This is a genomic window from Faecalibacterium sp. IP-3-29 (assembly GCF_023347335.1).
GTDB lineage: Bacteria > Bacillota > Clostridia > Oscillospirales > Ruminococcaceae > Faecalibacterium > Faecalibacterium duncaniae.
Genome location: NZ_CP094471.1, coordinates 1,249,436 through 1,274,291, shown reverse-complemented (window position 1 = coordinate 1,274,291; position 24,856 = coordinate 1,249,436). Strand labels below are relative to the sequence as shown.

19 protein-coding genes are annotated in these 24,856 nt (G+C 60.1%); 3 read left to right on the top strand and 16 right to left on the bottom strand.

Annotated features, from left to right (window positions below):
* Nucleotides 1-77: 77 nt before the first annotated feature.
* A complete protein-coding gene (locus MTP40_RS06100; protein ID WP_249259999.1) occupies nt 78-1,202 on the top strand; it encodes a serine/threonine-protein kinase in 1,125 nt (374 codons plus the stop codon).
* Between the two features lie 453 nt (nt 1,203-1,655).
* Here MTP40_RS06100 and groL read toward each other — a convergent pair whose 3' ends face one another.
* The 13 genes from groL to MTP40_RS06035 all read right to left on the bottom strand — a co-directional run bounded on the left by groL (nt 1,656) and on the right by MTP40_RS06035 (nt 19,853).
* A complete protein-coding gene (gene groL / locus MTP40_RS06095) occupies nt 1,656-3,296 on the bottom strand; it encodes a chaperonin GroEL (RefSeq protein WP_005932539.1) in 1,641 nt (546 codons plus the stop codon).
* A gap of 48 nt (nt 3,297-3,344) precedes the next feature.
* Complete coding sequence (locus tag MTP40_RS06090; protein WP_005932536.1) at nt 3,345-3,629, bottom strand: co-chaperone GroES; 285 nt, start codon at nt 3,627-3,629, stop codon at nt 3,345-3,347.
* 239 nt (nt 3,630-3,868) lie between these two features.
* Nucleotides 3,869-4,690 carry a PD-(D/E)XK nuclease family transposase gene (locus MTP40_RS06085; RefSeq protein WP_117533065.1) on the bottom strand — a complete coding sequence of 274 codons (822 nt, stop codon included), beginning with the start codon at nt 4,688-4,690 and terminating at the stop codon, nt 3,869-3,871.
* 90 nt (nt 4,691-4,780) lie between these two features.
* Complete coding sequence (locus MTP40_RS06080; protein ID WP_207684672.1) at nt 4,781-5,761, bottom strand: diacylglycerol/lipid kinase family protein; 981 nt, start codon at nt 5,759-5,761, stop codon at nt 4,781-4,783.
* Between the two features lie 668 nt (nt 5,762-6,429).
* Nucleotides 6,430-8,736: an ATP-dependent Clp protease ATP-binding subunit gene (locus MTP40_RS06075; RefSeq protein ID WP_117504427.1), complete on the bottom strand. Its 2,307-nt coding sequence runs from the start codon at nt 8,734-8,736 to the stop codon at nt 6,430-6,432.
* 439 nt (nt 8,737-9,175) lie between these two features.
* Entirely contained in the window at nt 9,176-9,436 is a 261-nt protein-coding gene (locus MTP40_RS06070) for a TIGR03905 family TSCPD domain-containing protein (protein ID WP_035394508.1), read from the bottom strand.
* A gap of 245 nt (nt 9,437-9,681) precedes the next feature.
* On the bottom strand, nt 9,682-10,530 hold the full coding sequence (locus tag MTP40_RS06065; protein WP_097770749.1) for a PHP domain-containing protein: 849 nt from the start codon (nt 10,528-10,530) through the stop codon (nt 9,682-9,684).
* A gap of 334 nt (nt 10,531-10,864) precedes the next feature.
* On the bottom strand, nt 10,865-13,141 hold the full coding sequence (locus MTP40_RS06060) for a hydratase (protein ID WP_249259998.1): 2,277 nt from the start codon (nt 13,139-13,141) through the stop codon (nt 10,865-10,867).
* A gap of 205 nt (nt 13,142-13,346) precedes the next feature.
* Entirely contained in the window at nt 13,347-14,546 is a 1,200-nt protein-coding gene (locus MTP40_RS06055) for an aspartate kinase (protein ID WP_154276317.1), read from the bottom strand.
* Between the two features lie 36 nt (nt 14,547-14,582).
* Nucleotides 14,583-15,488, bottom strand: coding sequence for a homoserine kinase (thrB, locus tag MTP40_RS06050; protein ID WP_249259997.1), 906 nt, complete (start codon nt 15,486-15,488; stop codon nt 14,583-14,585).
* A 16-nt stretch (nt 15,489-15,504) separates the two neighbouring features.
* Nucleotides 15,505-16,740 carry a homoserine dehydrogenase gene (locus MTP40_RS06045; protein ID WP_005933838.1) on the bottom strand — a complete coding sequence of 412 codons (1,236 nt, stop codon included), beginning with the start codon at nt 16,738-16,740 and terminating at the stop codon, nt 15,505-15,507.
* A gap of 41 nt (nt 16,741-16,781) precedes the next feature.
* Nucleotides 16,782-17,222: an ACT domain-containing protein gene (locus MTP40_RS06040; protein WP_035394385.1), complete on the bottom strand. Its 441-nt coding sequence runs from the start codon at nt 17,220-17,222 to the stop codon at nt 16,782-16,784.
* A gap of 180 nt (nt 17,223-17,402) precedes the next feature.
* A complete protein-coding gene (locus tag MTP40_RS06035; RefSeq protein WP_249259996.1) occupies nt 17,403-19,853 on the bottom strand; it encodes a transglycosylase domain-containing protein in 2,451 nt (816 codons plus the stop codon).
* Nucleotides 19,854-20,487: 634 nt separating this feature from the next.
* Between MTP40_RS06035 and MTP40_RS06030 the strand changes: the two genes are divergently transcribed.
* Complete coding sequence (locus MTP40_RS06030; protein ID WP_156069917.1) at nt 20,488-20,877, top strand: hypothetical protein; 390 nt, start codon at nt 20,488-20,490, stop codon at nt 20,875-20,877.
* 158 nt (nt 20,878-21,035) lie between these two features.
* Here the strand turns inward: MTP40_RS06030 and MTP40_RS06025 are convergent, their stop codons facing one another.
* From MTP40_RS06025 to MTP40_RS06015, 3 genes are all read right to left on the bottom strand, one after another.
* Entirely contained in the window at nt 21,036-21,173 is a 138-nt protein-coding gene (locus MTP40_RS06025) for a hypothetical protein (protein ID WP_005933846.1), read from the bottom strand.
* 270 nt (nt 21,174-21,443) lie between these two features.
* Nucleotides 21,444-23,138, bottom strand: a complete 1,695-nt coding sequence (locus MTP40_RS06020; protein WP_098922602.1) for a DAK2 domain-containing protein — start codon at nt 23,136-23,138, stop codon at nt 21,444-21,446.
* A gap of 28 nt (nt 23,139-23,166) precedes the next feature.
* Entirely contained in the window at nt 23,167-23,517 is a 351-nt protein-coding gene (locus MTP40_RS06015) for an Asp23/Gls24 family envelope stress response protein (RefSeq protein WP_156069537.1), read from the bottom strand.
* 372 nt (nt 23,518-23,889) lie between these two features.
* Between MTP40_RS06015 and MTP40_RS06010 the strand changes: the two genes are divergently transcribed.
* Entirely contained in the window at nt 23,890-24,357 is a 468-nt protein-coding gene (locus MTP40_RS06010; RefSeq protein ID WP_097770740.1) for a CBS domain-containing protein, read from the top strand.
* Nucleotides 24,358-24,856 lie beyond the last annotated feature (499 nt).

Genomic DNA, 24,856 nt, shown 5'->3' with positions numbered 1-24,856 from the left:
GTATACTTATGAATTCTTTCGTGGAATTCTTTCATATTATGTGTTATAATACTCAACAATAGAGGAGGTTTGTCGATATGAATAATGGCGATATTATTACTTTTAATACCAAGAAGAACCTTACATATATAAAGCCATTAGGAGCTGGAGGCACGGGTGATACACATTTGTTTCTCGATGAAACAACAGGTATCCAATTTGCAATCAAAAAATATGTTCCAAAAGATTACCGACACGTTGATGAATACTACAATAGATTTGTCGATGAGATTGTCATTCTCTTCAACATCTCGCATCCTAACATTGTACGGATATACAACTATTATCTCTTCCCTGAAGTAAAGACAGGCTATCTTCAAATGGAATATGTTGATGGTACCACCATTGACAAGTTTGAACCTACTCCATGGGGAAAAGATTGGAATGACATATTTCGAGAAGTAATATCAGCTTTTGAATATCTCGAACAACATAATATATTGCACAGAGATATCCGACCAGCAAATATTCTTATCGACAAAAATGAAAACGCTAAGATTATTGATTTCGGATTTGGAAAGCATTTAGAGAGTACAAGCAAGGATGAAAACAGCATCGTACTCAATTGGCCTGCTACGGAAATGCCAGATGAAGTAAAATTGAGTGGAGACTATAATGAGCAGACAGAAATTTATTTCGTAGGAATATTGTTTGAACATCTTCTCAAGGAAGATACTCGGGATTTTCAGTTTCATCATATCATTGAAAAGATGGTAAAAGTAGACCCTCACCAACGATATGTATCTTTTCATGATATCACGAATGATATATCGGCCGGTGTAATGAGTCAAATAAACTTCTCAAACCGTCAAAAAGAAATATATCGTCATTTTGCAGATATATTGTCGAGCCACATCAATCACTATCTAAATAAATATTCTCCAATCAATAATATATCGGTTACATTATCAAGATTGGAGGAGTTCATTAAATCTTCTTCTTTAGAGTATTATGTTCAAAATAATACGAAGTTGATTGACTGCTTTATCTCGTGCGATTATAATTACAACGCCCAAAGAGATATAGATGTCCAATCTGTAATAGATTTCTATAAAATGGTAACAAGTCTTTCCCCCAGCAAGCAAAAGGTATTGTTTGATAATATTTACGGTCGCCTCTCAACAATTAGCGTACAAATTAATGACGATGAACTTCCTTTTTAACATCTAGTTCTTTTGAGCCAACAAAGAAAACTTGGGTCGAACAATTCACATTAAAACAAAATCCCACGATTTGCAGGCAGGCAAGTACTTGTAAATCGTGGGATTTCTTTTTATACCATCTTAAAATGCTCCAACGCATCCACAATGGCATTCTCTTTTTCCTTCAGACACTTGGGTTGTTTGGCATTTTAGGATTTTGGCTTATTGTATCCCTACCTTTGTTCTTCGTCAACAATAAAGCCGCTGACAGTCTGCCGCTCGCAGAATCCATCAGTGGGTTTCATGAGTCTTCAAATCCCCTAGACACAAAAAATCGGCACCCGCTTTTCAGCGAGTGCCGATTTTGTTACCCTATAGCGCGCTTTGATTTTTGGCGTAAGTGGCGTAAGTTTGGCGTAAATCCGCTTTTGCGTGCTCCAAAAATCAAGGATTCATGCGGTTTTCAGGCAGTTATTAGTACATGCCGCCCATGCCGCCCATGTCACCACCGGCTGCGGGAGCAGCAGGGGGTTCGGGCAGGTCAGCGACCAGGCTCTCGGTGGTCAGCACCATCTCAGCAACGGATGCTGCGTTCTCCAGAGCGGAACGGGTGACCTTGGTGGGGTCAACGATGCCGGCGGCGATCATATCCTCAACAAAGACCTCGTTCTGAGCGTCGAAGCCGTAGTTGGGCTTGTTGGCAGAAACGATCTTGTCGATGATGACGCTGCCTTCCAGACCGGCGTTCTTGGCGATCTGGCGCAGAGGTGCCTCCAGAGCCTTCAGGACGATCTTGGCACCGGTGCGCTCGTCGCCTTCCAGCGTGTCGCACAGGGCGCGCACAGCGGGGATGGCGTTGATGGGAGCGGTGCCGCCGCCAGCGACAACGCCTTCCTGAACAGCAGCCTTGGTTGCGTTCAGAGCGTCCTCGATGCGCAGCTTCTTATCCTTCATCTCGACCTCGGTAGCAGCACCGACCTTGATGACTGCAACGCCGCCGGCCAGCTTTGCCAGGCGCTCCTGCAGCTTCTCACGGTCGAAATCGCTGGTGGAAGCCTCGATCTGGTTGCGGATCTGTGCAATGCGGGCTGCAATGGCATCCTTATCGCCTGCGCCGCCCACGATGGTGGTGTTCTCCTTGGTCACCTTGACCTGACGGGCATGGCCCAGCATCTGGACGGTAGCGTCCTTCAGCTCATAGCCCAGATCAGCGGACACAACGGTACCGCCGGTCAGGGTAGCGATATCCTGCAGCATCTCCTTGCGGCGGTCGCCAAAGCCGGGAGCCTTGACAGCGCAGACGTTCAGGGTGCCGCGCAGGCGGTTGACGATCAGGGTGGACAGAGCCTCGCCCTCGATGTCCTCAGCCACGATCAGCAGCTTCATGCCGTTCTGCATGACCTGCTCCAGCAGGGGGACCAGATCCTGGATGACGCTGATCTTCTTATCGGTGATCAGGATGGCGGCGTTGTCCAGAACAGCCTCCATCTTGTCGGTATCGGTGACCATATAGGGGGTCAGGTAGCCGCGGTCAAACTGCATGCCTTCCACGATCTCGTTGTAGGTCTCGGCGGTGGTCTTGTTCTCCTCGATGGTGATGACACCGTCGGAGGTGACCTTCTCCATAGCCTCGGCGATCAGGCGGCCGATCTCGGGGTCACCGGCAGAAATGGTGCCGACGCGGGCGATATCGTTGCTGTCCTTGACCTTCTGGCTGTGGGCCTTGATGGTCTCAACAGCCTTGGCAACAGCCTTGCTCATGCCGCGGCGGATATCCATGGGGTTGGCACCGGCGGTAACGTTCTTCATGCCCTCGGTGACCATGGCCTGTGCCAGAACGGTTGCGGTGGTGGTGCCGTCGCCTGCGGCATCGTTGGTCTTGGTTGCGACCTCACGCACCAGCTGTGCGCCCATGTTCTCGAACTCGTCCTTCAGCTCGATCTCCTTGGCAATGGTCACGCCGTCGTTGGTGATGACGGGTGCGCCGAACTTCTTGCCCAGCACCACGTTGCGGCCCTTGGGGCCCAGGGTGATCTTCACGGTATTTGCCAGGGTATCAATACCGGCACACAGTGCCTTGCGGGCATCCTCGCCCTGCTTGATCTGTTTTGCCATAATCAAATCGCTCCTTCAAAGCTCAAATTTCAATTTCAGAGGGGAAACTTACTCCACGATGGCCAGAATATCGCCCTGACGCACGATGGTGCACTCCTCGCCGTCCACCTTGACCTCAGTACCGGAGTACTTGCTGGTCAGGACCTTATCGCCAACCTTCACGGTCATCTTGACTTCGTTGCCGTCCACGATGCCGCCGGGGCCAACAGCCACGACCTCAGCCACCTGGGGCTTCTCCTTGGCGCTGCCGGTCAGGATGAGGCCGCCCTTGGTGGTCTCCTCGACTTCAACGGCCTTGATAACAACACGGTCTGCAAGAGGAATGATCTTCATAGTTCTTGCCCTCCTATAATAAAATATAATGAAAACTTTTTTGGCACCTTCGGCCCGTTTCTGCCGGGCTTCCGGTTGTTTAGCACTCCTTTTCTCTGAGTGCTAAGTGTATTGTACTCATCTCAGGGGTAAAAATCAAGGGTTTTCTCAAAATTTGTTTGTTAAGAATTTATGACAACGCAAAAGCGCCCGGATATCGTATTTTTTCGTTGCGATACCCGGGCGCTTTTTCTCCTGTTTCAACCTGCTTTCGGCGTGAGCCATTCCTCCACCTTCTCGGTGCTGTACTCCACCATATCAGCGATCTCCTCAATGGAGTATCCCTTTCGGTACAATTTCTGTGCCATCATTCTGGCCTGTTCTTCCCGGCCTTCCGTATAGCTTTCCACTCTCAGGTCTTCCATCACTTTACACATTTCGCTCACTCCTTTCGGGTTTTCTTTCAGATAGCGTGTTCTCTCTGCCAGCAGTTCAAAATTCATTTCATCCGCGCTGGTGCAATTGAAATCGTGCATCAGCCTGCCGATCTCTGAATCATCCCGGTATTCCCCATTCACATACAGGATATGGGCACCATCATTGAACGGGCGGTTCAGCGTCAGATTCATGTTCTGGATCGTATAGACCGGCTCGCCAGCCTTGTAGTAATCATTTTCCGTGATGAAAATAACATAGGTATCCGGCAGTTCTTTATAATCCTGCTTTTCGTCCAGATTTTCCACGTCCATCACACTGGAATGATATCTTGCCCGGTGCGGGTCTGCGCCATTGTCCGCGCGCTGGACCTCAATGTCATACTTCTTGCCCGCACTGTCGGTTGCATAGGCATCCAGACAGATTGAACGCGCACCGGTCACTCGCTTCATATCAGCCTGTGTCTCGCATTTTGTCAGGATCAGATCAGGCTTTCCGGTAATGATCCGAAGCACCAACTCTGCCAGCGGAAGATTTTCCTTAAAGAGCCCTCGCATAAAGGTATCATCCATAGGGCGAAAGCTGCGCAGACGGTCAAGGTCTTCCTGATGCCGCTTTTCTTTTTTCTCTGCATCCGACCAGTTCATAGCCCCATCCCTCCTGCTTTTTCCAAACATCTTCTTACGGGTTCATCTTATCATAGAATTCTTCATAAATCAAGCGTATTTCTGTAAATTTTATACCACGGCGTGTTTCGCCACAAACCGCTCATACGCCGGGGCGGGCAGGAGGATGCGGCCGCTCAGGGGGCGCAGAACAGCCTCCACCGCATCACAGGGGGCGCACTCGCCGTCGGCGGTGGCAACGATAGGGCCGCGGCCATCGGCGGGGCGCAGCGCCACCCGCCGGGCACGGCGGTAGAGGAAGTAGGGCTTTGCCTCCTCGGTGAGCTGGCCGTTCACAAAGTGCCGACCGCTCTTGTACATCCCCAGCAGCTTGGCAATGGTCAGCCGCCCCACCCTGCGGACGATCATCACGTCCAGCCAGCCGTCGGCGGGGTCGGCCTCGGGGGCGGCAAGGAAGCCGCCGCCATAGGCCCGGCCATTGCAGATGGCGCACATCAGGCAGTCCACGGTCAGTTCCTCGTCATCGATGGTAAAGGTGACCCTGCGGCCGATGTGGCCGCAGAGCTGCTCCACAATGGAGAGCAGGTAGGACACCTCGCCGCCGCACAGGGGGATGCGCCGGAACTTGGGGATGCCGTAGGCCACCTGCGCGTCCAGACCCGCCGCGCAGATGGTGGCAGACAGGCCCAGATTGGTCTCCAGCAAGTCGATGGTCACTTCCCCGCCCGCCAGCTGGGCATCGAGGTCGGTGAACTCTGCCCGGGTGCCGTAGGTGCGCAGGAAGTCGTTGCCGCTGCCGTAGGGCAGGCAGCCCACAGCGGCGTTGGCAAAGCCCTGCACGCCGGTCATGGCTTCCATGAAGGTTCCGTCGCCGCCCGCTGTCCAGATGCGCAGGCTGTCCCCTGCCCGCGCGGCCTCCTGGGCTGCGGCACGGGCCAGCTCCCGGGCGTGGCCCGCATATTCGGTGGTGTGGATGGTATAATCCGCCTCGCTCCACCCGGCCCGGGCGGCAGCGGCTCTGATCTGCGGGATGAGCTGGACAGTGCAGTCCTGCTTGCCCGCAGCGGGATTCAGTAAAAACAAATAGCGCATGGTTTCCTCCTTGGGGCGTTTCGCTTTCTCTATGATAAACGAAAACGCCGGAGGATGCAAGGGGGATGATCAACCCCACCGTCATTGCTTCGCAATGCCACCGCCCCTAATAGGGGCGGCCTTGGCAAAGAGGATAGGCTTTACGCCATGCCAAGGGCCCCCCTACTAGTGGGGGCTGTCGCCGCAGGCGACTGGGGGGTTAAGTCCGTAAGCTGCTGCTGGAGTCAAACCCCACCGACATCCCTACGGGATGCCACCGCCCCTAATAGGGGCGGCCTTGGCAAAGAGGATAGGCTTTACGCCATGCCAAGGGCCCCCCTACTAGTGGGGGCTGTCGCCGCAGGCGACTGGGGGGTTGAGCCGGGAGCGACTGCTGGAGTCAAACCCCACCGTCATCCCTACGGGATGCCACCGCCCCTAATAGGGGCGGCCTTGGCAAAGAGGGCAAGCTTTACGCCATGCCAAGGGCCCCCCTACTAGTGGGGGCTGTCGCCGCAGGCGACTGGGGGGTTAAGTCCGTAAGCTGCTGCTGGAGTCAAACCCCACCGTCATCCCTGCGGGATGCCACCGCCCCTAGTAGGGGCGGCCTTGGCAAAAAGGCAGGGTTTTACGCCATGCCAAGGGCCCCACTATTAGGGGGGCTGGCACGCGGAGCGTGACTGAGAGGTTTAGCCGATGGTTTGCTCTACTGCTTCCCCCTCTTCCAACACGATTGCCCCATCCACCGTGCAGTCGGCGGTCCAGTGCTGGCCGGTGTGGGCCGTGCCGGAGGCGATCTGGTTGGCGAGGGCCTGTTCCACGGCGCGGTCCACCTGCCGCCGCAGCTCCCGGGCCCCATAGGGCGAGCGCGCCCTTGCGGCCAGCACTGCCCCCACCCGGGGCGTATGGGTCAGCTGATACCCATTGCGGGCGGCACGGGCTTCCAGCTGGCCCAGCAGCTTCTCGGCGATGGCACACAGGCTGTCCTCTGCAAGGGGACGGAACACGATGAGCTCATCCAGCCGCCCCACCAGCTCGGGCCGGAACCACTTCTTGGCTTCCTCAATGGCCTGGGCCGACTGCTTCTCGAACACGGCTTCGCTGCCCGCTGCAAAACCCAGCGGGGCGCTCTGCCCGGCCAGAAAGCGTGCCCCCAGGTTGGAGGTGAGCAGGACGATGGTATTGCGGAAATCGGCCTTGCGGCCCATGGCATCGGTGAGCTGGCCGTCCTCCAGGATCTGCAGCAGGATATTCTGGATATCCGGGTGGGCCTTTTCGATCTCGTCAAAGAGCACCACGCTGTACGGGCGGCGGCGGACGGCTTCGGTGAGCTGACCGCCCTCATCGTGGCCAAGGTAGCCCGGAGGCGCGCCCAGCAGGCGGGCCGTGGTGTGCTGCTCCTGATACTCCGACATATCGAACTTGAGCAGGGCCTTCTCGCTGCCGAACCAGCTGGCGGCAAGGGCCTTGGCAAGGGCGGTCTTGCCCACGCCGGTGGGCCCCAGAAATAGCATGGCTCCCATGGGGCGGCCCGGCTCCCCCAGCCCGGTGCGGCTGCGCCGGATGGCCCCGGCCACCGCCGCCACGGCCTTCTGCTGGCCCACGATCTCGGCGTTGAGGCGGGATTCCAGCTTGTCCAGCCGTTCCCGCTCCTTCTCCCCCACCCGCTCCACGGGCACGCCGCTGGCCTGCGCCACCACCCGGGCAATGTCCTCCCGGGTGAGGGTGGGATCTGCTTTCCCCTCCCGCTCGGCGCGGATGCGGGCAGCGGCACAGGCCTCGTCCACAAGGTCGATGGCCTTATCGGGCAGGAAGCGCCCCGGCAGGTACCGCACAGAGAGCTCCACGGCCTCCCGCAGCGTCTCGGGCGGCAGATGCACGCTGTGGTAGCGCTCGTAGCGGGGGGCAAGCCCCTCCAGGATCGCCGCGGCCTGCGCCGGGGTGGGCTCCTCGATCTGCACCCGGCCAAAGCGGCGCTCCAGTGCGGCATCTTTCTGGATATGAGTGCGGAACTCCTGATCGGTGGTGGCCCCGATGAGTTGCAGCTCCCCCCGGGCCAGCACGGGCTTCAGGATGCTGGCCGCATCAATGGCTCCCTCTGCCGCGCCTGCTCCCACGATGGTGTGGAACTCGTCCACAAACAGGATGGCGCTGCCGTCCCGCACAAGCTCCTCCAGAAGGGTCTTGAACCGCTCCTCAAAGTCGCCCCGGTACTTGGTGCCCGCCACAAGGCTGGCCATATCCAGCGCCAGCAGCCGCCGCCCCTGCAGCATCCGGGGCACGTTCCGGCTGGCGATGCGCTGGGCAAGGCCCTCGGCAAGGGCCGTTTTGCCCACGCCCGGCTCCCCCACCAGACAGGGGTTGTTCTTCTGGCGGCGGCACAGGATCTCCACCATCCGGTCCAGCTCCGCATCCCGGCAGAACACCGGGTCCAGCTCGCCGTCCACTGCGCGGCGGGTCAGGTCGCGGCAATACTTATCGCTGGCGCGGCTGCCCCGGGGCATGGCGCTGGCCCGGGGCGTACCGGGCAGGATGAACTGCCCCGAGATCTGGCGGCACTCCCGCACGGCCTCGGCCAGCTGCACCCCCATGGAGGCCAGCAGCACCCCCGCCGCGCAGTCGGTATCCTCCAGCATGGCGCAGAGCAGGTGCTCCGGCTCCGCCTTGGGCAGGTGGGCGTTCTGTGCCCCGATGAGGGCATAATCCATAGCCCGGCGCAGATCTGGGGCCAGCGCCTTTCTGTCCAGCTGGCGGGCCGGGCTGGTGCGGCCCTCGGCCAGCTGGCGGCGCACGGCGGGCTCGGTGATGTTCTTGCCCGCCAGAAACCGCCCCGCCGGGCCGCGGTCGGTCTGCAGCATGGCAAGCAGCAGGTGCCCGGTATCCGCCCGGGCACAGCCCATGCTGCCCGCAAGCTCCACGGCTTCGTCCAGCAGCAGCCCTGCCTCCCGCGAAAAACCCTTGTGTCTGCCCATGCCGAATGCTTCCCAAATGCTCATGCTCTGCTCCTTGCTGTATTGTTTCATACACAGCAAAGTATAGGACCGGTGAATGGAAAAAAATCAGTTGTTTTTGTCGGGCCGCAAAGGTAAAGCTTTGGGGCTCAACCCCCCAGTCGCCTGCGGCGACAGCCCCCGCTAGTAGGGGGGCCCTTGGCATGGCGTAAAGCTCTGCCTCTTTGCCAAGGCCGCCCCTAGTAGGCAACAATGACGACCGCCGCCAGTGGCGGAAGCAGGGAGGAGTTGTTGGGGCAGCGGCCAGCAGGACGCAAGTGCAAGACCTTGCACGAAGCGGACGCGGGGAGCCGCAACCCGTACGGTGGCATCCCGCAGGGATGACGGTGGGGTTTAACATCGCCAGCAGCCCGCAGAGAGGATGGATCGCGCTGCACAGCAAAAAAGCGCCGTGCAATGCACGACGCTTTCTCTGCGTTGATGGTTACATCTCTGCCAGGGCCTTTTTCAGGTTCTTGGCGATCTGGTCGGGGCAGCTGGTGGGACGGGGGCCGCAGGTGGTACCCTCCATGCGGGCGATGGCATCCTCAGCCTTCATGCCCTTGAGCAGGCGGCTGATGCCCTTGAGGTTGCCGTTGCAGCCGCCGATGACCTCAACGGACTCGATGGTGTGGTCATCGTTCAGCACGATGTTGGTCTGCTTGGAACAGGTGCCCACATTGGGGAAGCTGAAAGATTTGCTCATGGAAAACATCCTCTCTTTTTGACTTGCCTGCATTATACTACAAAAACAACGTTCCTGCAAGGGGCGGAACCTGCCCTCTTTGCCAAGGGCTCCCCCTTCGGGGGAGCTGTCGAGCAAAGCGAGACTGAGAGGGTGAGGATGCTCACGGACTTTACCGAACTCACCCTCTCCGTCATTGCTGACGCAATGCCACCTCTCCCGAAGGGCGAGGCCTTGGCAGTTCTCATAAGAATGCTCAAATCGGTTTACTTTTTTCTCTTCCTCGCCAGCTCCTCGATCCGCGCGATCTGGTCATCGGGGGTGGTGCAGGTGCCCACGGGGTAGACCTTTTTGTGGTTGGCCCCGTGGAAGTCGGTGCCGCCGGTGTGGATGAGGTGATACTGCCCACAGAGGGCGGCACACTCGGCCTTGTCCTCGGGGCTGTTGCTGGGGTGGTCGATCTCGATGCCGTCCACCATCCCCTCCCTGACCAGTTCCCGGAGCAGGGGCATACTCTTGTACACGGTGGGGTGGGCGAACACCACCACGGCACCGGCGGCTCTGGCCGTGGCCAGCACCTCCCGCACCGGGATATACTCGGGCGAGTGGAGCACCCTGCCCCGCGGGTTCCAGCCGAACAGCTCATGGTAGCGCTCGCCGTAGATGCTGTCGGCAAGGCCCAGCTCCCGCAGCGCCTGCATGATGCCGCTCTTATAGAGCACGCCGCTGTCTCTGGCGTATTCCAGCGCCTGCTCGGTGCGGAACTGGGGGAAAATGGCTTCCAGCTCCCGGGCGCTCTGCAAACAGCACTCGTTGCGGCGCTGGCGCATGATATCGCAGTGGCGGCGCAGGGCCTCGCTCTCGGGGTCGGGCCAGTAGGCCAGCAGGTGGACCCGGTGCTGGCGCTCGTAATCGTAACCGGTGAGCTCGGTGGCCGGGATGAGCTTTACCCCATCCTGCACCGGGTGGTCGTAGGCATACTGCACGCTGCGCAGCGTATCGTGGTCAGAAATGGCCATGGCATCCAGCCCCACCCGGGCTGCCATCAGGGGCAGCCGGGCCACGGGCACGGAACCGTCGGAATAGGTGGTGTGGTTGTGTAGATCGCCGGGCATGGGATGGAACCTCCTGAGAATAAAACGGATAACCCCACCGTCATTGCTTCGCAATGCCACCGCCCCTAATAGGGGCGGCCTTGGCAAAGAGGCAGAGCTTTACGCCATGCCAAGGGCCCCACTATTAGGGGGGCTGTCGCCGCAGGCGACTGGGGGGTTGAGCCGTAAGCGGCTGCCGGAGTCAAACCCCACCGTCATCCCTGCGGGATGCCACCGCCCCTAATAGGGGCGGCCTTGGCAAAGAGGCAGAGCTTTACGCCATGCCAAGGGCCCCACTATTAGGGGGGCTGGCACGCGGAGCGTGACTGAGGGGTTTAGTCCCGGGGAGCTTTATTTAATGCTTATAATAATTGATCAAACACCCGTCTGCCAAAATCTCCCGCTCATCGGAGGTCAGCGGTGCCATATAGAGGGCAAAGGGCTTCACTTCCTCCCCCAGCACATAGGCAGGGATGTTCTGCAGATCGCCCTTAAGGGCTTCCCGGACACGGGGGATGAGGATGTAGTCCCCCAGGCCGAAGGGAGCCGCACCGTTGAGCTGGAAGGGCAGCATGCCCCAGTTGATGAGGTTGGAGCGGTAACGCTTGGTGGCGTACTCGTTGACGATGTTGGCCCCGGCCCCCAGCACACGCTGGCAGCTGGCGGCCTGCTCACGGGCAGAGCCGTCGCCGGGCTTGACGGCAAAAATGGTGGAGGCCAGCTGTACATCGTCCCAGGTCAGGGCCTCGCAGCCGGGCACGGCACGGATCTTTGCCAGCAGGGCGGCATCCCCCTGCCCTGCCCGGCGGGCGGCTTCCTCGGCCTGCACGGCCTTGGCGCGCCCCACATAGGCGGGGTCCTTGCGGCTGAGGGTGAACTCGGCCAGACCCAGGGGGTTGGAGCGGTAGGAAGAGGTCTCACCCGAGGGGATGAGCTCGTCCGTGGTGGTGACGGGGTCGGTGATGTAGGAGGCCACCTTCAGCAGCAGGTTGTCGCCCAGCGGGGCGATCTCGGGCCAGTCCTTGATGTTGGGGCCCAGCTTGAGCAGGGCATCATAATCGCCGTGGCCAAAGCCCTGATACACCCGGGCCTCGTAGCTGGAGGGGTCGTAGTGGTATTCGGGCACGGTGGGGTCGTAATCCACCTCCGTTGCGGGGGTCAGGATGCCGCCGTTGGCCGTGGTGGCGGCAATGCTGCGGGCATCCATCAGGGCCACGCCTGCCAGCTGGCCGCTGCCGGGCTTGGAGCCCTCGCGGCTGGGGAAGTTGCGGGTGGTGTGGCGGATGGACAGCGCCCCGTTGGCAGGCACATCGCCCGCGCCGAAGCAGGGGCCGCAGAAGGCCGTGCGGATGGTGGCACCGCTGGCCATCAGGTCGGTGAGCACGCCGGTGCGGTTCAGCTCCATCATAATGGGCTGGCTGCCGGGGTAAACGCTGAGGGCGTAATCCCCGCAGCCGCCGGTATGGCCCTTGAGGATGGAAGCGGCCTCGTAGATGCTGTCGAACAGGCCGCCCGCGCAGCCCGCGATGACTCCCTGATCCACCCGGAGCCTGCCGTTTTCGATCTTGCTGCACAGATCCAGTTTTACGTCAGAACGGCCCACCAGCTTCTGGACGTTCTCCTCGCATTCGTGGAGGATGTCCTTGAGGTTGGCGTTCAGCTCCTCGATGGGAAAGGCGTTGGAGGGGTGCATGGGCAGGGCGATCATGGGCCGGATCTTGGAAAGGTCCACGCTCACCACGCCGTCGTAATAGGCCAGCTCTGCCGGGTGCAGGGGCTTGTAGTCCCCTGCCCTGCCATGGACCGTGAGGAACTGCCGGGTCTTTTCATCGGTCTCCCAGATGGAGGAAAGGCAGGTGGTCTCGGTGGTCATGGCATCAATGGCGTTGCGGGTGTCCTGCCGCAGGGAGGCGATGCCGGGGCCCACGAACTCCATGACCTTGTTCTTGACATAGCCGCTCTTGAACAGCTCGCCCACCAGTGCAATGGCCACATCGTGGGGGCCGCAGCCTGCGGGCAGAGCGCCGGTCAGGCAGATGGCCACCACGCCGGGGCGGGCCACATCGTAGGTGCGGCCCAGCAGCTGCTTTGCCAGCTCGCCGCCGCCCTCGCCGATGGCCATGGTGCCCAGTGCGCCGTAGCGGGTGTGGGAATCGGAACCAAGGATCATTTTGCCGCAGCCCGCAAAGCGCTCGCGCATGTACTGGTGGATGACCGCCATGTGGGGCGGCACAAAGATGCCGCCGTACTTTTTGGCAGCGGACAGGCCGAAGCGGTGGTCATCCTCGTTGATGGTGCCGCCCACGGCGCACAGGCTGTTGTGGCAGTTGGTCAGCACATAGGGAATGGGGAACTTTTCCAGCCCCGAGGCCCGGGCCGTCTGGATGATGCCCACAAAGGTGATGTCGTGGCTTGCCATGGCATCAAACTTGATCCGGAGATCCCGGTCGCTGCCGCTGGTGTTGTGGGCGGTGAGGATGCCGTAGGCCATGGTGCCCTTGTAGGCCTGGCCGGCCTGCTCCGCAGTCACGCCCGCGGCTGCCAGTGCCGCAGGAGCCTGCGCGTCGTCGGGCACCCACTGCCCCCGCAGGTAGTATGCACCCGAGGTGCTGCATTTGATCGATTCCAACATAGTACTTTCCCCTCGCTTTTGCAAAAAAGGACTGCGGCGCTCCGGAAAACCCCACCGTCATTGCTTCGCAATGCCACCGCCCCTGATAGGGGCGGCCTTGGCAAAATGGCAAAGCTTTACGCCATGCCAAGGGCCCCACTACTAGGGGGGCTGTCGAGCAAAGCGAGACTGGGGGGTTGCCCCGGAGCACCAGCAGTCCTGTCAATCAGTCAAACAGCATATCGTGGATGGCGCTGACCGCCTTGTCAGCGTCGTCACGGGCAATGATGCAGGAGATCTTGATCTCACTGGTGGAGATCATCCTGATGTTGATGTTGTTGTTGGAGAGTGCCTCGAACATCTTGGAGGCAACGCCGCTGTGGCTCTGCATACCGGCACCCACGATGGAGACCTTTGCGCAGGTCTCGTCGCAGGTGGCATCCTTGAACTTGCCGCTCTCCTTGAGCACGCGCATGGCGGTCTCAGCCTCGCCCTCGGCGCAGGTGAAGGAGATATCCTTCTTGCCGTCGCGGCCGGTGGACTGCAGGATGATATCCACGTTGATGTTCTTCTGGGCCAGCAGGCCAAAGATCTTGAAGCTGGTGCCCGGCTCATCGGGAACGTTCAGGATCGTGATAACGGCAACATCGGTGTCCTTTGCAACACCCTTGATCAGCATACCTTCCATGTCTTTTGTAACCTCCTTGACCACCGTACCGGGCACGGGATTCAGGCTGGACAGCACTTCCAGCTCCACATTATACTTCTTTGCCAGCTCCACGCTGCGGTTGTTCAGCACCTGCGCACCCAGAGAGGCCAGCTCCAGCATCTCGTCAAAGGTGATCTCTTCCAGCTTGCGGGTGTTGCGCACCTTGCGGGGGTCTGCGGTGTAAACGCCTTCCACATCGGTGTAGATCTGGCAGCGGTCTGCGTGCAGGGCCGCTGCAATGGCCACGGCGCTGGTATCAGAGCCGCCGCGGCCCAGGGTGGTGATATCATCCAGCTTGTTCAGGCCCTGGAAGCCTGCCACGACCACCACGCGGTTGCGCTCCAGCTCGGAGGAAATGCGCTCGGTCTCCATGCGGGTGATGCGTGCCTTGGTGTAGGCACGGTCGGTGCGGAAGCCCGCCTGCCAGCCCGTCAGGCTGGTGGCGTGGCAGCCCAGCTCGTTCAGAGCCATGGCCAGCAGCGCGATGCTGATCTCCTCACCGGCGGCCAGCAGCATATCCATCTCACGGGCCGAAGGGTTGTGGGTGATCTCAGCAGCCTTTGCGATCAGGTCGTCGGTGGTGTCGCCCTGTGCGGACACCACCACCACCACGTCATTGCCCGCCTTGTGGGTGTTGGCCACGATGCGGGCCACGTTGAAGATACGGTTCCGGTCCTTCACCGAAGAACCGCCGAACTTCTGTACGATCAACGCCATAGTTTGTCACTCTCCTCTAGTTTCTCCCAATTTATATCATTCCACAGTTGCGCCGGCATTATCTGCATCCAGCTCTAACAGTGTAAATGCTTCACATCCGTCCAGGCCTTCCAGCGTTTCCAGCCCGGCACGCAGCCCGGCATAGAAGCGCTCAGCCTCCGCGCGCTCGGCCACCGCCATCACGGTGGAACCGGCACCCGATACATACACGGCCTTTGCCCCGCACTGCTTTGCCAGCCCGAACACCTCCCGGGAACCGGGCATCAGGGGCATCCGGTAGGGCTGGTGGAGCTTATCCTCGGTGGCAATGCCCAGCAGGTCATGCCGGCCCTCACAGAAGGCGGCAGGCACCAGCGCGGCCCGGGACAGGTTATACACGGCATCCTTGTGGGCCACCTGCTTGGGCAGGGCCGCGCGGGCGGCCTCCGTCAGCAGCTTGTAGTCCGGCACGATGGCCGCAAAGCAGAGGCTCTGATCCACATCCCGCTTGACGGAGTAGACCACGCCGTCCTCAAAGACGCTGCTGGTCAAACCACCCAGCAGGGCCGGGGCCACGTTGTCGGGGTGGCCCTCAATGGCCGTGGCCAGCGTCAGCAGCTCCTGGGTGTTGAGCACATCGCCCAGCATCCGGTTCGCGCCCAGCAGGCCCGCAATGATGCAGGCCGAGGAGGAACCCAGGCCCCGGGCCATGGGGATGGGGTTGGTCTGCACGATCTTCAGGGGCGGGATCTTCTTGCCCACCTTGTCGAACAGGCCCTTGGCCGAGCGGTACACCAGATTGCTCTCGTTGCGGGGGATGCGGGTGCCGTCCGCCGCCGAGATGTCCAGCTTATCGCTCTCCTCAAAGGTCACGGTGTTGTACAGGGTCACGGCCAGACCCAGCGCGTCGAAGCCGGAGCCTACGTTGGCGCTGGTGGCCGGAACAGAAACTTTGATCTTCATCGTCCGTCCCCTTTTCTCATGCTTCCTCGGGCAGCTTTTTCAGCACCAGCTTCACGCTGCCGCCCACGGTCTCCACCTTGCGGGCTGCCTCGGCCATGGCCTTTGCATCGGCCTGCTCCACCAGATAGGAGCAGCCGTCAAAGTGCTCATCCACCACACGGCCCTTACCGTAGATGGCTTCCACCACGGCGGGAGCAACGCCCGCTGCACGCACATAATATGCGGCGGGAGCCGGGTCGGTGAGCATCCCCTCCACCGGCTCCGCAGGCTGCCAGAACAGGCTGTCGTGGACCTTGGAGCCGTTCTTGAGGGCATCCACCACATCAGCCACCACGGCGCTGGCGGTGGGCAGCTTGCCCGCGCCCTTGCCGTAGAACACCACGTCGCCCAGCATATCGCCCTTGACCAGCACGGCGTTGAACACATCGTCCACACCGGCCAGCTGGTGGCTCTTGGGCACCAGGCAGGGCTCCACACCGGCGGCCACGCTGCCGTCGTCGCCCCGCTTCATCCACGCGATGAGCTTGATGACGCAGTTCAGCCGCTCCGCCGCAGCCACATCGGCCACGGTGATGTCCCGGATGCCCCGGGTGGGGATGTTCTGGGGGTAGATCTGGTGGCCGCAGACCAGCGAGGACAGGATGGCGATCTTGCGGCAGGCATCCCGGCCGTCCACATCGTCGCCGGGGTCTTTGGTCTCGGCATAGCCCAGCTCCTGCGCGATCTTCAGGGCCTCGTCAAAGCCCAGGTTCTCCCGCACCATCTTGGTCAGCATGAAGTTGGTGGTGCCGTTCACGATGCCCTCCACCTCGGTGATGACGTTGGCGGCCAGGCACTGATGCATGGGGGTGATGATGGGGGTGCCGCCGCCCACGGAGGCCTCGAACAGGAAGGCACAGTTGTGTGCCTTGGCCAGCGCCAGCAGCTCCGCGCCGTAGGTGGCCACCATCTCCTTGTTGGAGGTGCACACGCTGCGGCCGCTCTCGAGGCAGGCCTTGACATAGGGGTATGCAAAGCGGGTGCCGCCGATGGTCTCCACCACCACCCGGATCTCCGGGTCTTCCAGAATGGTATCGAAGTTCTTGATGAAGAGGTTTGCCGCCGGATGGGCGGAGAAATCCTTGGGGTCAAGGATGTACTTGACCTCCACCGGCTCACCGGCCCGGCGGGAAACACCGGCGGCATTGCGGCACAGCACCTCGTACACGCCGCTGCCCACCGTGCCAAAGCCTAAAATCGCGATCTTTGCCATAGTTCAACCCTCGTTCCTATTTCCTGACTGTTCTGGTGCTCTTACAGGTTATACCCGCAGTGCACGCCCACCACCATGCGCTGGCGGCTCAACCGCTCCGTCAGCTCCTCAGGGGTCATCTGCATGGTATCGGTGCGGATGGTAACGGCAACCAGCGCTGCGCCATTTTCCGGCGTGGACTGGTTGATGGTAACAATGCTTGCCCCGGCTGCGCTGATGCCCGCCAGCAGGCTTTGCAGCGCGCCTGTTTCATCCCGGAGCGTTGCCATTACGGTCACGACCTCGCGGCCATTTTCGGAATCAAAGATGCAGTCCTTATATTTATAAAAAGCACTGCGCGAAAGATCCACGCTGCGGGTGGCAGCCGAGATGCTGCGCACTTCCCCGCTTGCCAGAAGCTCCTTGGCCTTGACCACTTTCAGGAAGACCTCGGGCAGGACCTCCGCGTCCACCAGATAAAAACGGCGTTCCAACTTGTTCACCTCACAAACACAAGTGTTCTTACAGGGAATATAATAGCATCCGGCCCCCTGCATTGCAAGAGACCGGATGCTTTTTTGTCAGATTATCCAGTTTTGGAGCGTGAAGTGGCAAGCTGTCGCACCGGAATTGAGAAAGTGTGACTTTTAACCCCCCAGTCGCCTACGGCGACAGCCGCCGGTTCAATCCGTATCCAGCCCGGTGGTATCCTGACCCACAACGGGGGCGGTGTCTGCGCTCTGCGCTGCGGCCACGCCGCTGCTGTGGGAGTAGTTGCAGGTATCGGGCAGGTCATCGGCACGGTAGTAGCCGGTGGCGCGGCTGGGGCAGTTGGCCCCGGCCAGCAGGCCGCTCTGGGTGCAGTAGGCGCGCTCCACCACGCCGTCGCTGGTGGGAAATGCCTTATAGGGCAGGTTTGCCTGCACCTGCTCCATATAGGCCTTCCACGCCGTGACACAGGTGCGGGTCTTGGCCTGATTCTTGCCCAGGGTGTTGGTCATATCGTAAGGCGCGTCGTAGCCCCACCAGACAGCGGTAACGTAGTAGGGCGTGCCGCCCACGAACCACAGATCCTTTTCGTCGCTGGCGGTACCGGTCTTACCAAAGGACTCCATGCCGTTGGAGTTGGGGTAGCGGCCGCTGGCGGTGCCCACGTTGGAGTAGAGCACGTTCTTGAGCAGACGGTTCATAATATAGGCTGTCTGCGGGGTCAGGGCCTGATAGCTGGTGGCGTTGTTCTCCAGGTAGATGTTGCCGTCCCGGTCCAGCACACGGGTGTACAGGTGCGGGGTGGTGTACTCGCCGTCATAGAAGATCTGGAAGGCAGCGGCCAGCGCCGTGGGGGTCACGCCGTGGGTCTGGCTGCCCATGACCATCTGGGCAAGGCCCACGTCGTTGGCGGGGTCCAGGGTGGTCAGCTGCAGGGTGTTGTAAACAAAGTTGAAGATGTTGCTTGCGCCCACCAGGTCGCCCACCCGGATGGCGATGGTGTTCAGGGAGCGGGCCAGACCGTTCCACAGGGGCAGGTCGCTGCCGTCGCCATAGTTGCCGCCGTAGTTGCGGGGCCAGCTGCGCCATGCGTTGGGGTAGGCCTTGAGCTGACTGTCGGAAAGGCCCATCAGGCCGTTTTTGCGGCAGTAGTCCTCATCCCGGATGACCATGTCCTGCTTCTGGTACAGGGGCGAGTTGTTGAGCATGGTGGACCAGTTCACCAGCCCGTACTCCACGCCCAGCGCGTACGCGCCGATGGGCTTGATGGTGGAGCCGGTCTGCCGGGTCACACTGTAAGCACGGTTCAGGGAAAGACTCTTGGTCTTTTCGCCCAGACCGCCCACCATGGCCAGCACATTGCCGTCATAGTCCAGCGTGACCATGGCCGCCTGGGTGCGGACATTGCGGTAGTAGTACACGGTGCCGTCGTCGCCGGTGCGGGTCTTGGGAGTGCCATCGGCGTTCATCACCTGCACGTCATCGTCCGAGATGCTGGTCACCTCTTCCTCATGCCAGCCGGCCGGGAAGTAAGCGTCGCCCTCGTTGAGCATCAGGTTCTCCATGGCCGTCTGCATCTTGGGGTTGACGGTGGCCTCGATGGTATAGCCGCCGGTGTAGAGCATGGACTGGGCCGTGGATTCGTCCACGCCCTCCTTGTCCATGATGTCGTGGACCACCTCGGTGAAGAGGGCATCGGTGAAGTAGCTGGTCACGGAGGAGGTCTTCTGGTTGGTGTCCTCCTCGGCCAGCACAAGGGGCTGGGCCGCGCCGTTGCGGTAATCCTCCTCCGAGATGATGCCCTGCTGCCACATATTATACATGATGAAGTTGCGGCGGTGGATCAGGTTCTCGGGGTTGGTGTAGGGGTTGTAGTTGGTGGGGTTCTTGGTGATGGACGCGATGGTGGCGCACTCCCAGAGGGTGAGCTGGCTCACGTCCTTGTTGAAATACTCGTTGGCCGCTGTCTGAACGCCCTGAATGGTGCCGGTGAAGCTGATGGTGTTCAGGTAGGCCTCCAGAATGGTCTCCTTGGAGTAGGCGCGGCTCAGGCAGAGGGCGCGGTAGATCTCGCGCAGCTTGCGCAGCGCACCCTCCACGCCGCTGGCGCTCTTGTCGCTGGTCAGGTTCTTGATGAGCTGCTGCTCCAGCGTGGAAGCGCCCTGCTTGGAGCTGTAGATGGGCAGCAGATACTCGTTGATCATGGCACCGATGGTGCGCTTGAAGTTCACGCCCGGCTCGTTGTAGAAATCCTTGTCCTCGGTGCAGATGAACGCATACTGCAGGTTGGTGGGGATCTGTTCCAGGTCTGCCCAGACGCGGTGGCTGTTGGAGGAGCGCAGGGTGGCATACTCCACCTGCGCGCCGGTGTCGGGGTCGGTGGCCACCACGGTGCTGGACTGGCTCAGCTCGATGTTGTCCAGATCCAGCAGGTTGCCGTCGTTGGCCGTGGCCTGCACGGCGTAGTACACCGCCGCCACTGCCGCCAGGCTGCACACCATGATGCCCAGGCAGATGAGGGTGGCCAGCGTGCGGCCCAGCGCCCTGAGGATGGGGTGCTTCGCCTTTTCCCGGGGCTCCTTTGGCTCCCTGGGGGCACGCCCGCGCTTGGGCGGCTCTTCCCTGCGGCTGTTGCTCACATTCACTTTACGTCCCCCCGTGGGCTGCACGTCCGTGCGTGCAGCGCCGCGGTGGATCTTTCTCGATTCGTTTGAGATAAGGATCGCCTCCTGACGTGGTATCTTTACAACCCTCTTGGTCAAAGTCCTGCCATCTCCCCTCAAAAAGGGGAAAACAGCCCTCTCAGTCTTCTCTGACGGTTAAACCTCTCCGTCATCATCGCTTTGCTCGATGCCACCTCCCCTAGTAGGGGAGGCCTTGGCATAGGGCTCATTTTTCGCAATAATCGCTGATGCTCCAAAACCGGCATCTGCCGCAAGGATAAGGCTTTGCGCCAGCAGGGCAAACAGGAGCGAAGCGCCAGACCTCGAAAACGCGACGGCCTGCCAAGGGCCCCCCTACTAGGGGAGCTGCCGAGCGTCAGCGACGGCTGAGAGGTTTAACACCGTTAGCTGCTGCTTACAGGCTGAAAGGTTGGACAAAGGCAGGCCTTGCCGTGGGCCTGCCGCCCCTATTTCTAATCAGATACTGCTAGTATAGCACACTTCCCCCCGTAAAGTACAGCATTCCGGTGTGAAAATTGTGCACTTCTGTCTCAGGGACGGCATTTTTGCGCATACTACCGCTGGAAAGACCCGCTGGAAAGGAGTGATTTTCTCCATGCGGAAAGTAGTTCTCTGCCTGTTTTACGCCCTGTGCGCCTTTGCCATCGCCTTCAGCCTGTTCTGGATGGCCCTGCCCCGGCTGGCGCTTCCCTCCCCTGCACCGGGAGCGGACAGCGCCGCCGAAACGCCGGTGCCCTCCGAACCGAGCCTTGCGGCCCAGACTCTGCCCGACACCGGCCAGCCCACCCAATACCTGCTCCGGGACGAGGGGGGCATGGTGGCCGTCTACACCTGCGGGCCGGATGGCTCCCCCACCCGCCTTGCCCGGCAGACAGACATTTACGTCAACCTCCTGCCAGAAAACGACGCACTGCGTGTCAAGCAGGGCATGACAGTGACGGGAGATGCCGCCCTGCAGGAGGTGCTGGAGGACCTGGGCGGATGAACCGCTCCGTCCGGGCTGCGGCCCCCAGCTTGAACTTGACAAACCATCGCAAATCAACTATACTATGAACAGAAAGAGCGCTGACCGCAATATGGCCAGCTCCACGTTCCCTTTTAAGTCAAAAAGATTGACCGCCGAGTTTGTGAGACTGGGGGCGGTCAATCTTTTTTGCTTTTATCGTTCTTCTCGTGAGAAATTTTCCAGCCAGCATCAAATGCCGCTTTCGCAACTGAGACGAGCAGGCTCAAAAGAGCAATTGCTACCGTCAGTACCGCGCAAACTTCTGTCAGAGTCATCCGACATCCCTCCCTTCGCCGACAGGCGGCTCCGGGAAAGGATCCAATTCAAAAAAGTTCCGTTCCCATCCGCCTGGCTTCCTTCCGGAAAATAGGCATTCGGGAGCGCGAAGTTGACCACCTGCATTGCAGACAGCGCTTTTCTCCTGCTGTTTCCAGCATTAGCTACAGTATAGCATAGAAACCGACAATGTGCAATCAAAAACCCCCTGTGCCATGGTCTGGCACAGGGGGTTTGTTTTGCGGTTCTGTTTCAGCCGGAGTGCAATTTTACTCCACGCTGATCATATAATAGTATACGGGCTGGCCGCCGCGGATGTGGCTGACCTCAACGTGGTTGGGGCACTTTGCCTTGACGATCTCGGTCAGCTTCTCGGCCTCCTCGTCGGAGACATCGCAGCCGGAGATGATGGTGACAAAGCTGGAGTCCTTCTTGCACATGCTGCGGGCCAGGCGGTAGGTGGCCTTGGTCAGGTCGGTGGAGGTGGCAACGATCTTGCCGTTCTCCAGAGCCATGATCTCGCCCTTCCGGATCCGCTTGCCGTCAAACTCGCTGTCGCGGGCGGCGTAGGTGATGAGGCCGGTGCTGACCTTGTCGGCGGCGGCCATCATGTTGATGGTGTTGGTCTCAGCGTTGGCGGAGGGGTCGAAGTTGAGCAGCGCGGTGATGCCCATGGGCACGGTGCGGGTGGGCAGAACGATCACCTGACGGTCGGCCAGCTTCTGGGCCTGCTCCGCTGCCATGATGATGTTCTTGTTGTTGGGCAGCACGAACACGGTCTTGGCGGGCACGCTCTGGATGGCGGCAAGGATGTCCTCGGTGGCGGGGTTCATGGTCTGGCCGCCGGAGACGACAGCGTCCGCAGCCAGGTCGGTGAACACGGCCTTCAGGCCCTCACCGGCGGCAACAGCCACAAAGCCGTAGTCACGGCTGGGGTCCACTGCGGCGTAAACGAACTCGCTGGCCTGTGCGGGAGCCTTTTCAGCGGAGGCCTGCTTTTCCAGGCTCTTGCCCTGCTTCTGGCGGGCCAGGAACTGCTCGTGCATGTTCTCGATCTTGAAGTTGGTCAGGTAGCCGTACTTGATGGCCTCGCTCAGGATCTTGCCGGGGTCAGCGGTGTGGACATGCAGGTTGATGACATCGTCATCCTCGATGCAGACCACGCTGTCGCCGTTGGATTCGGCAAAGGCGCGCATCTTTGCGGCGCTTGCGCCCTCGTACTTGTTGATGAGGAACTGGGTGCAGTAGCCGTTCTTGATGTCCTCCACCTTCATCAGGTCGTCGGTGAACACGCCCTTGCCTGCGTTCTCGGTGGAGAGCTTGGCCTTGTTGGGGGCACCCTCGCCGCCGGCCACCATGGGCTCGCCGTGGAACACCTTGCCCATGCCCTCAAAGATGATCATGATGCCCTGGCCGCCTGCGTCCACAACGCCGGCCTTTTTCAGCACGGGCAGCAGGTTGGGGGTATCCTCCAGCGCCTTCTGGCCTGCGGTCATCACCACGTCCCACAGGGCGGGGATCTCCTCGGCACCGCAGGCGGCAGCTTCCTCGCTGGCCACCCGGGCAACGGTCAGGATGGTGCCCTCGGTGGGCTTCATCACGGCCTTGTAGGCACCCTCCACGCCCTTTTTCAGGGCGGCGATGATGTCGGCAGTGTCGGCTTCCTTCTTGCCTTCCAGCGCCTTGGAGAAGCCGCGGAACAGCAGGCTGGTGATCACGCCGGAGTTGCCGCGCGCACCGCGCAGCATGGCGGAGGCAGCGGTCTTGGCGGCCTCACCCACGGTGCAGCCGTCGTCCAGCGCGTTCAGCTCTGCCACGGAGGCCCCCACCGTCATGCCCATGTTGGTGCCGGTGTCGCCATCGGGCACGGGGAAAACGTTCAGCTCGTCCACACGGGAGCGCTGGTTGTTGATGTTGTTCGCGCCGGAGATGATCGCGTCGCGCAGGATCTTACCAGAAATCATTGTCCTTACTCCTTAATATACAGTTCCATCAGGCGATCACGTCGTCCACCGACACGATCACACGGGCAACCTTCAGGCCGGTGGCCTGCTCCACTTCGTCCTTGACGCGGTGCGAAATGCTGCGCGCGGCGGTGGAGATGTTGAGCCCGTAGCTGACGGCAATGTGCAGCTCGATCACGAGACGGCCCTCTTCCTGTGTGACACGAACGCCCTTTTCAGAGTAATCGTTGCCGCGCACCACGCTCATGACCGCGTCGGTCAGGTCGCGGGGGGTCATTGCGGCCACGCCGTAGCATTGTTTGGTTGCTTCGCCTACCAGCGTAGAGAAGTACTCGGCGGAAAAGCTGACATCTCCCAGCGGGAAACGGGAAGTGATCATAGTCGCTCTGCTCCTTTATTTGAAATCTTGTTGGGGTGGCCCGGCTTGCCGCGGCAAACCCGCCGCATACCGGGAAAGGAATCGGTATCCCTATTATACAACTTCCCACGCCCTGTGTACAGCACAATTTCCAAAGGGCGGGCAATGTGAGCCGATTCGTGTTCCTATTATACCACAAAACCCTGCCCTGTGCACGGTTTTCCTGCATGTTTTGCAAAAAGGCCGGGTGCGACTGTGAATAAATTCTAAAAAGTATGAGTTTTGACTTTATCCGCCTGTGGAAAAGTGCTAAAATCAAAGTAGAGGAACGGGAGCTGCGCCCTTACGGCAGAACCACTGTTTACGATAGGATAACGATTGGAGAGCTGTTTGATGAACATTTTGTTTTTCCTTTCCCCCAAGCAGGACCTGATGTATGTCTACGATGACTTCACCCTGCGGCAGACGCTGGAAAAATGGGAGAACAACCGCTACGCATCCATTCCGGTGCTCAACCGCAAGGGCGAGTATGTGGGCACCCTGACCGAGGGGGATATCCTCTGGGGGCTGAAACAGCAGCACGGGCTGGACATTGAAGCCGCCGAGGATGTGCCCATCTCGAGCTTTGCCCACAAGCGGGATTACAAGGCCGTGACTGTCACCACCAGCATGGACCAGCTGATCGAAGCGGCCATGAACCAGAACTTTGTGCCCGTGGTGGACGACCGGGGCATCTTTATCGGCATCGTGCGGCGGCAGGCCATCATCCGCTACTGCTATGACAAGGCCCGCACCGAGGCCCGGAAGGCCCAGAGCGCCCCGGATGCCTGCCCCAAGGGCAGCCTTGCGGCGGGAGGGTAAACCTCTCCGGGCCTGCGCCCTCTCCGTCATCCCTGCGGGATGCCACCTCTCCCAAAGGGAGAGGCAATTGCAGCATGACCTTTTGGGGGTGCTGGCGGGGTTAAACCTCTCAGCCGTCGCTGACGCTCGGCAGCTCCCCTAATAGGGGAGCCCTTGGCAGGCCGTTGCGTTTTTGTGGTCTGACGCTTCGCTCCTGTTTGCCCTGCTGGCGCAAAGTCTTACCTTGCGGCAGGAGTGCGTTTTGGAGCCGATAGGCGATCATTGCGAAAAATGAACCCTATGCCAAGGCCTCCCCTACTAGGGGAGGTGGCATCGAGCGAAGCGATGATGACGGAGAGGTTTAACCTTCAGCATCCTCTCCCCTTGCAGATGCGTTGGCTCTCCCTTCGGGAGAGCTGTCGAGCGCAGCGAGACTGAGAGGGCACGCCATCCAACCCCAACGAACCCCCTTCGGTACACACCATACCGGAGGGGGTTCTCGTTATACTCATTATTTTCG

Bases quoted from the DNA above. Each gene is read 5' to 3' on its own strand.
- MTP40_RS06100 (WP_249259999.1), top strand. From the start codon at position 78: ATGAATAATGGCGATATTATTACTTTTAATACCAAGAAGAACCTTACA.
- MTP40_RS06080 (WP_207684672.1), bottom strand. From the start codon at position 5,761: ATGCGCTATTTGTTTTTACTGAATCCCGCTGCGGGCAAGCAGGACTGC.
- thrB (WP_249259997.1), bottom strand. From the start codon at position 15,488: ATGAAGATCAAAGTTTCTGTTCCGGCCACCAGCGCCAACGTAGGCTCC.
- MTP40_RS06075 (WP_117504427.1), bottom strand. From the start codon at position 8,736: ATGAGCATTTGGGAAGCATTCGGCATGGGCAGACACAAGGGTTTTTCG.
- MTP40_RS06055 (WP_154276317.1), bottom strand. From the start codon at position 14,546: ATGGCGTTGATCGTACAGAAGTTCGGCGGTTCTTCGGTGAAGGACCGG.
- MTP40_RS06020 (WP_098922602.1), bottom strand. From the start codon at position 23,138: ATGATTTCTGGTAAGATCCTGCGCGACGCGATCATCTCCGGCGCGAAC.
- MTP40_RS06010 (WP_097770740.1), top strand. From the start codon at position 23,890: ATGAACATTTTGTTTTTCCTTTCCCCCAAGCAGGACCTGATGTATGTC.
- MTP40_RS06090 (WP_005932536.1), bottom strand. From the start codon at position 3,629: ATGAAGATCATTCCTCTTGCAGACCGTGTTGTTATCAAGGCCGTTGAA.
- MTP40_RS06025 (WP_005933846.1), bottom strand. From the start codon at position 21,173: ATGACTCTGACAGAAGTTTGCGCGGTACTGACGGTAGCAATTGCTCTT.
- MTP40_RS06070 (WP_035394508.1), bottom strand. From the start codon at position 9,436: ATGAGCAAATCTTTCAGCTTCCCCAATGTGGGCACCTGTTCCAAGCAG.
- MTP40_RS06030 (WP_156069917.1), top strand. From the start codon at position 20,488: ATGCGGAAAGTAGTTCTCTGCCTGTTTTACGCCCTGTGCGCCTTTGCC.
- MTP40_RS06065 (WP_097770749.1), bottom strand. From the start codon at position 10,530: ATGCCCGGCGATCTACACAACCACACCACCTATTCCGACGGTTCCGTG.
- MTP40_RS06045 (WP_005933838.1), bottom strand. From the start codon at position 16,740: ATGGCAAAGATCGCGATTTTAGGCTTTGGCACGGTGGGCAGCGGCGTG.
- groL (WP_005932539.1), bottom strand. From the start codon at position 3,296: ATGGCAAAACAGATCAAGCAGGGCGAGGATGCCCGCAAGGCACTGTGT.
- MTP40_RS06060 (WP_249259998.1), bottom strand. From the start codon at position 13,141: ATGTTGGAATCGATCAAATGCAGCACCTCGGGTGCATACTACCTGCGG.
- MTP40_RS06015 (WP_156069537.1), bottom strand. From the start codon at position 23,517: ATGATCACTTCCCGTTTCCCGCTGGGAGATGTCAGCTTTTCCGCCGAG.
- MTP40_RS06085 (WP_117533065.1), bottom strand. From the start codon at position 4,690: ATGAACTGGTCGGATGCAGAGAAAAAAGAAAAGCGGCATCAGGAAGAC.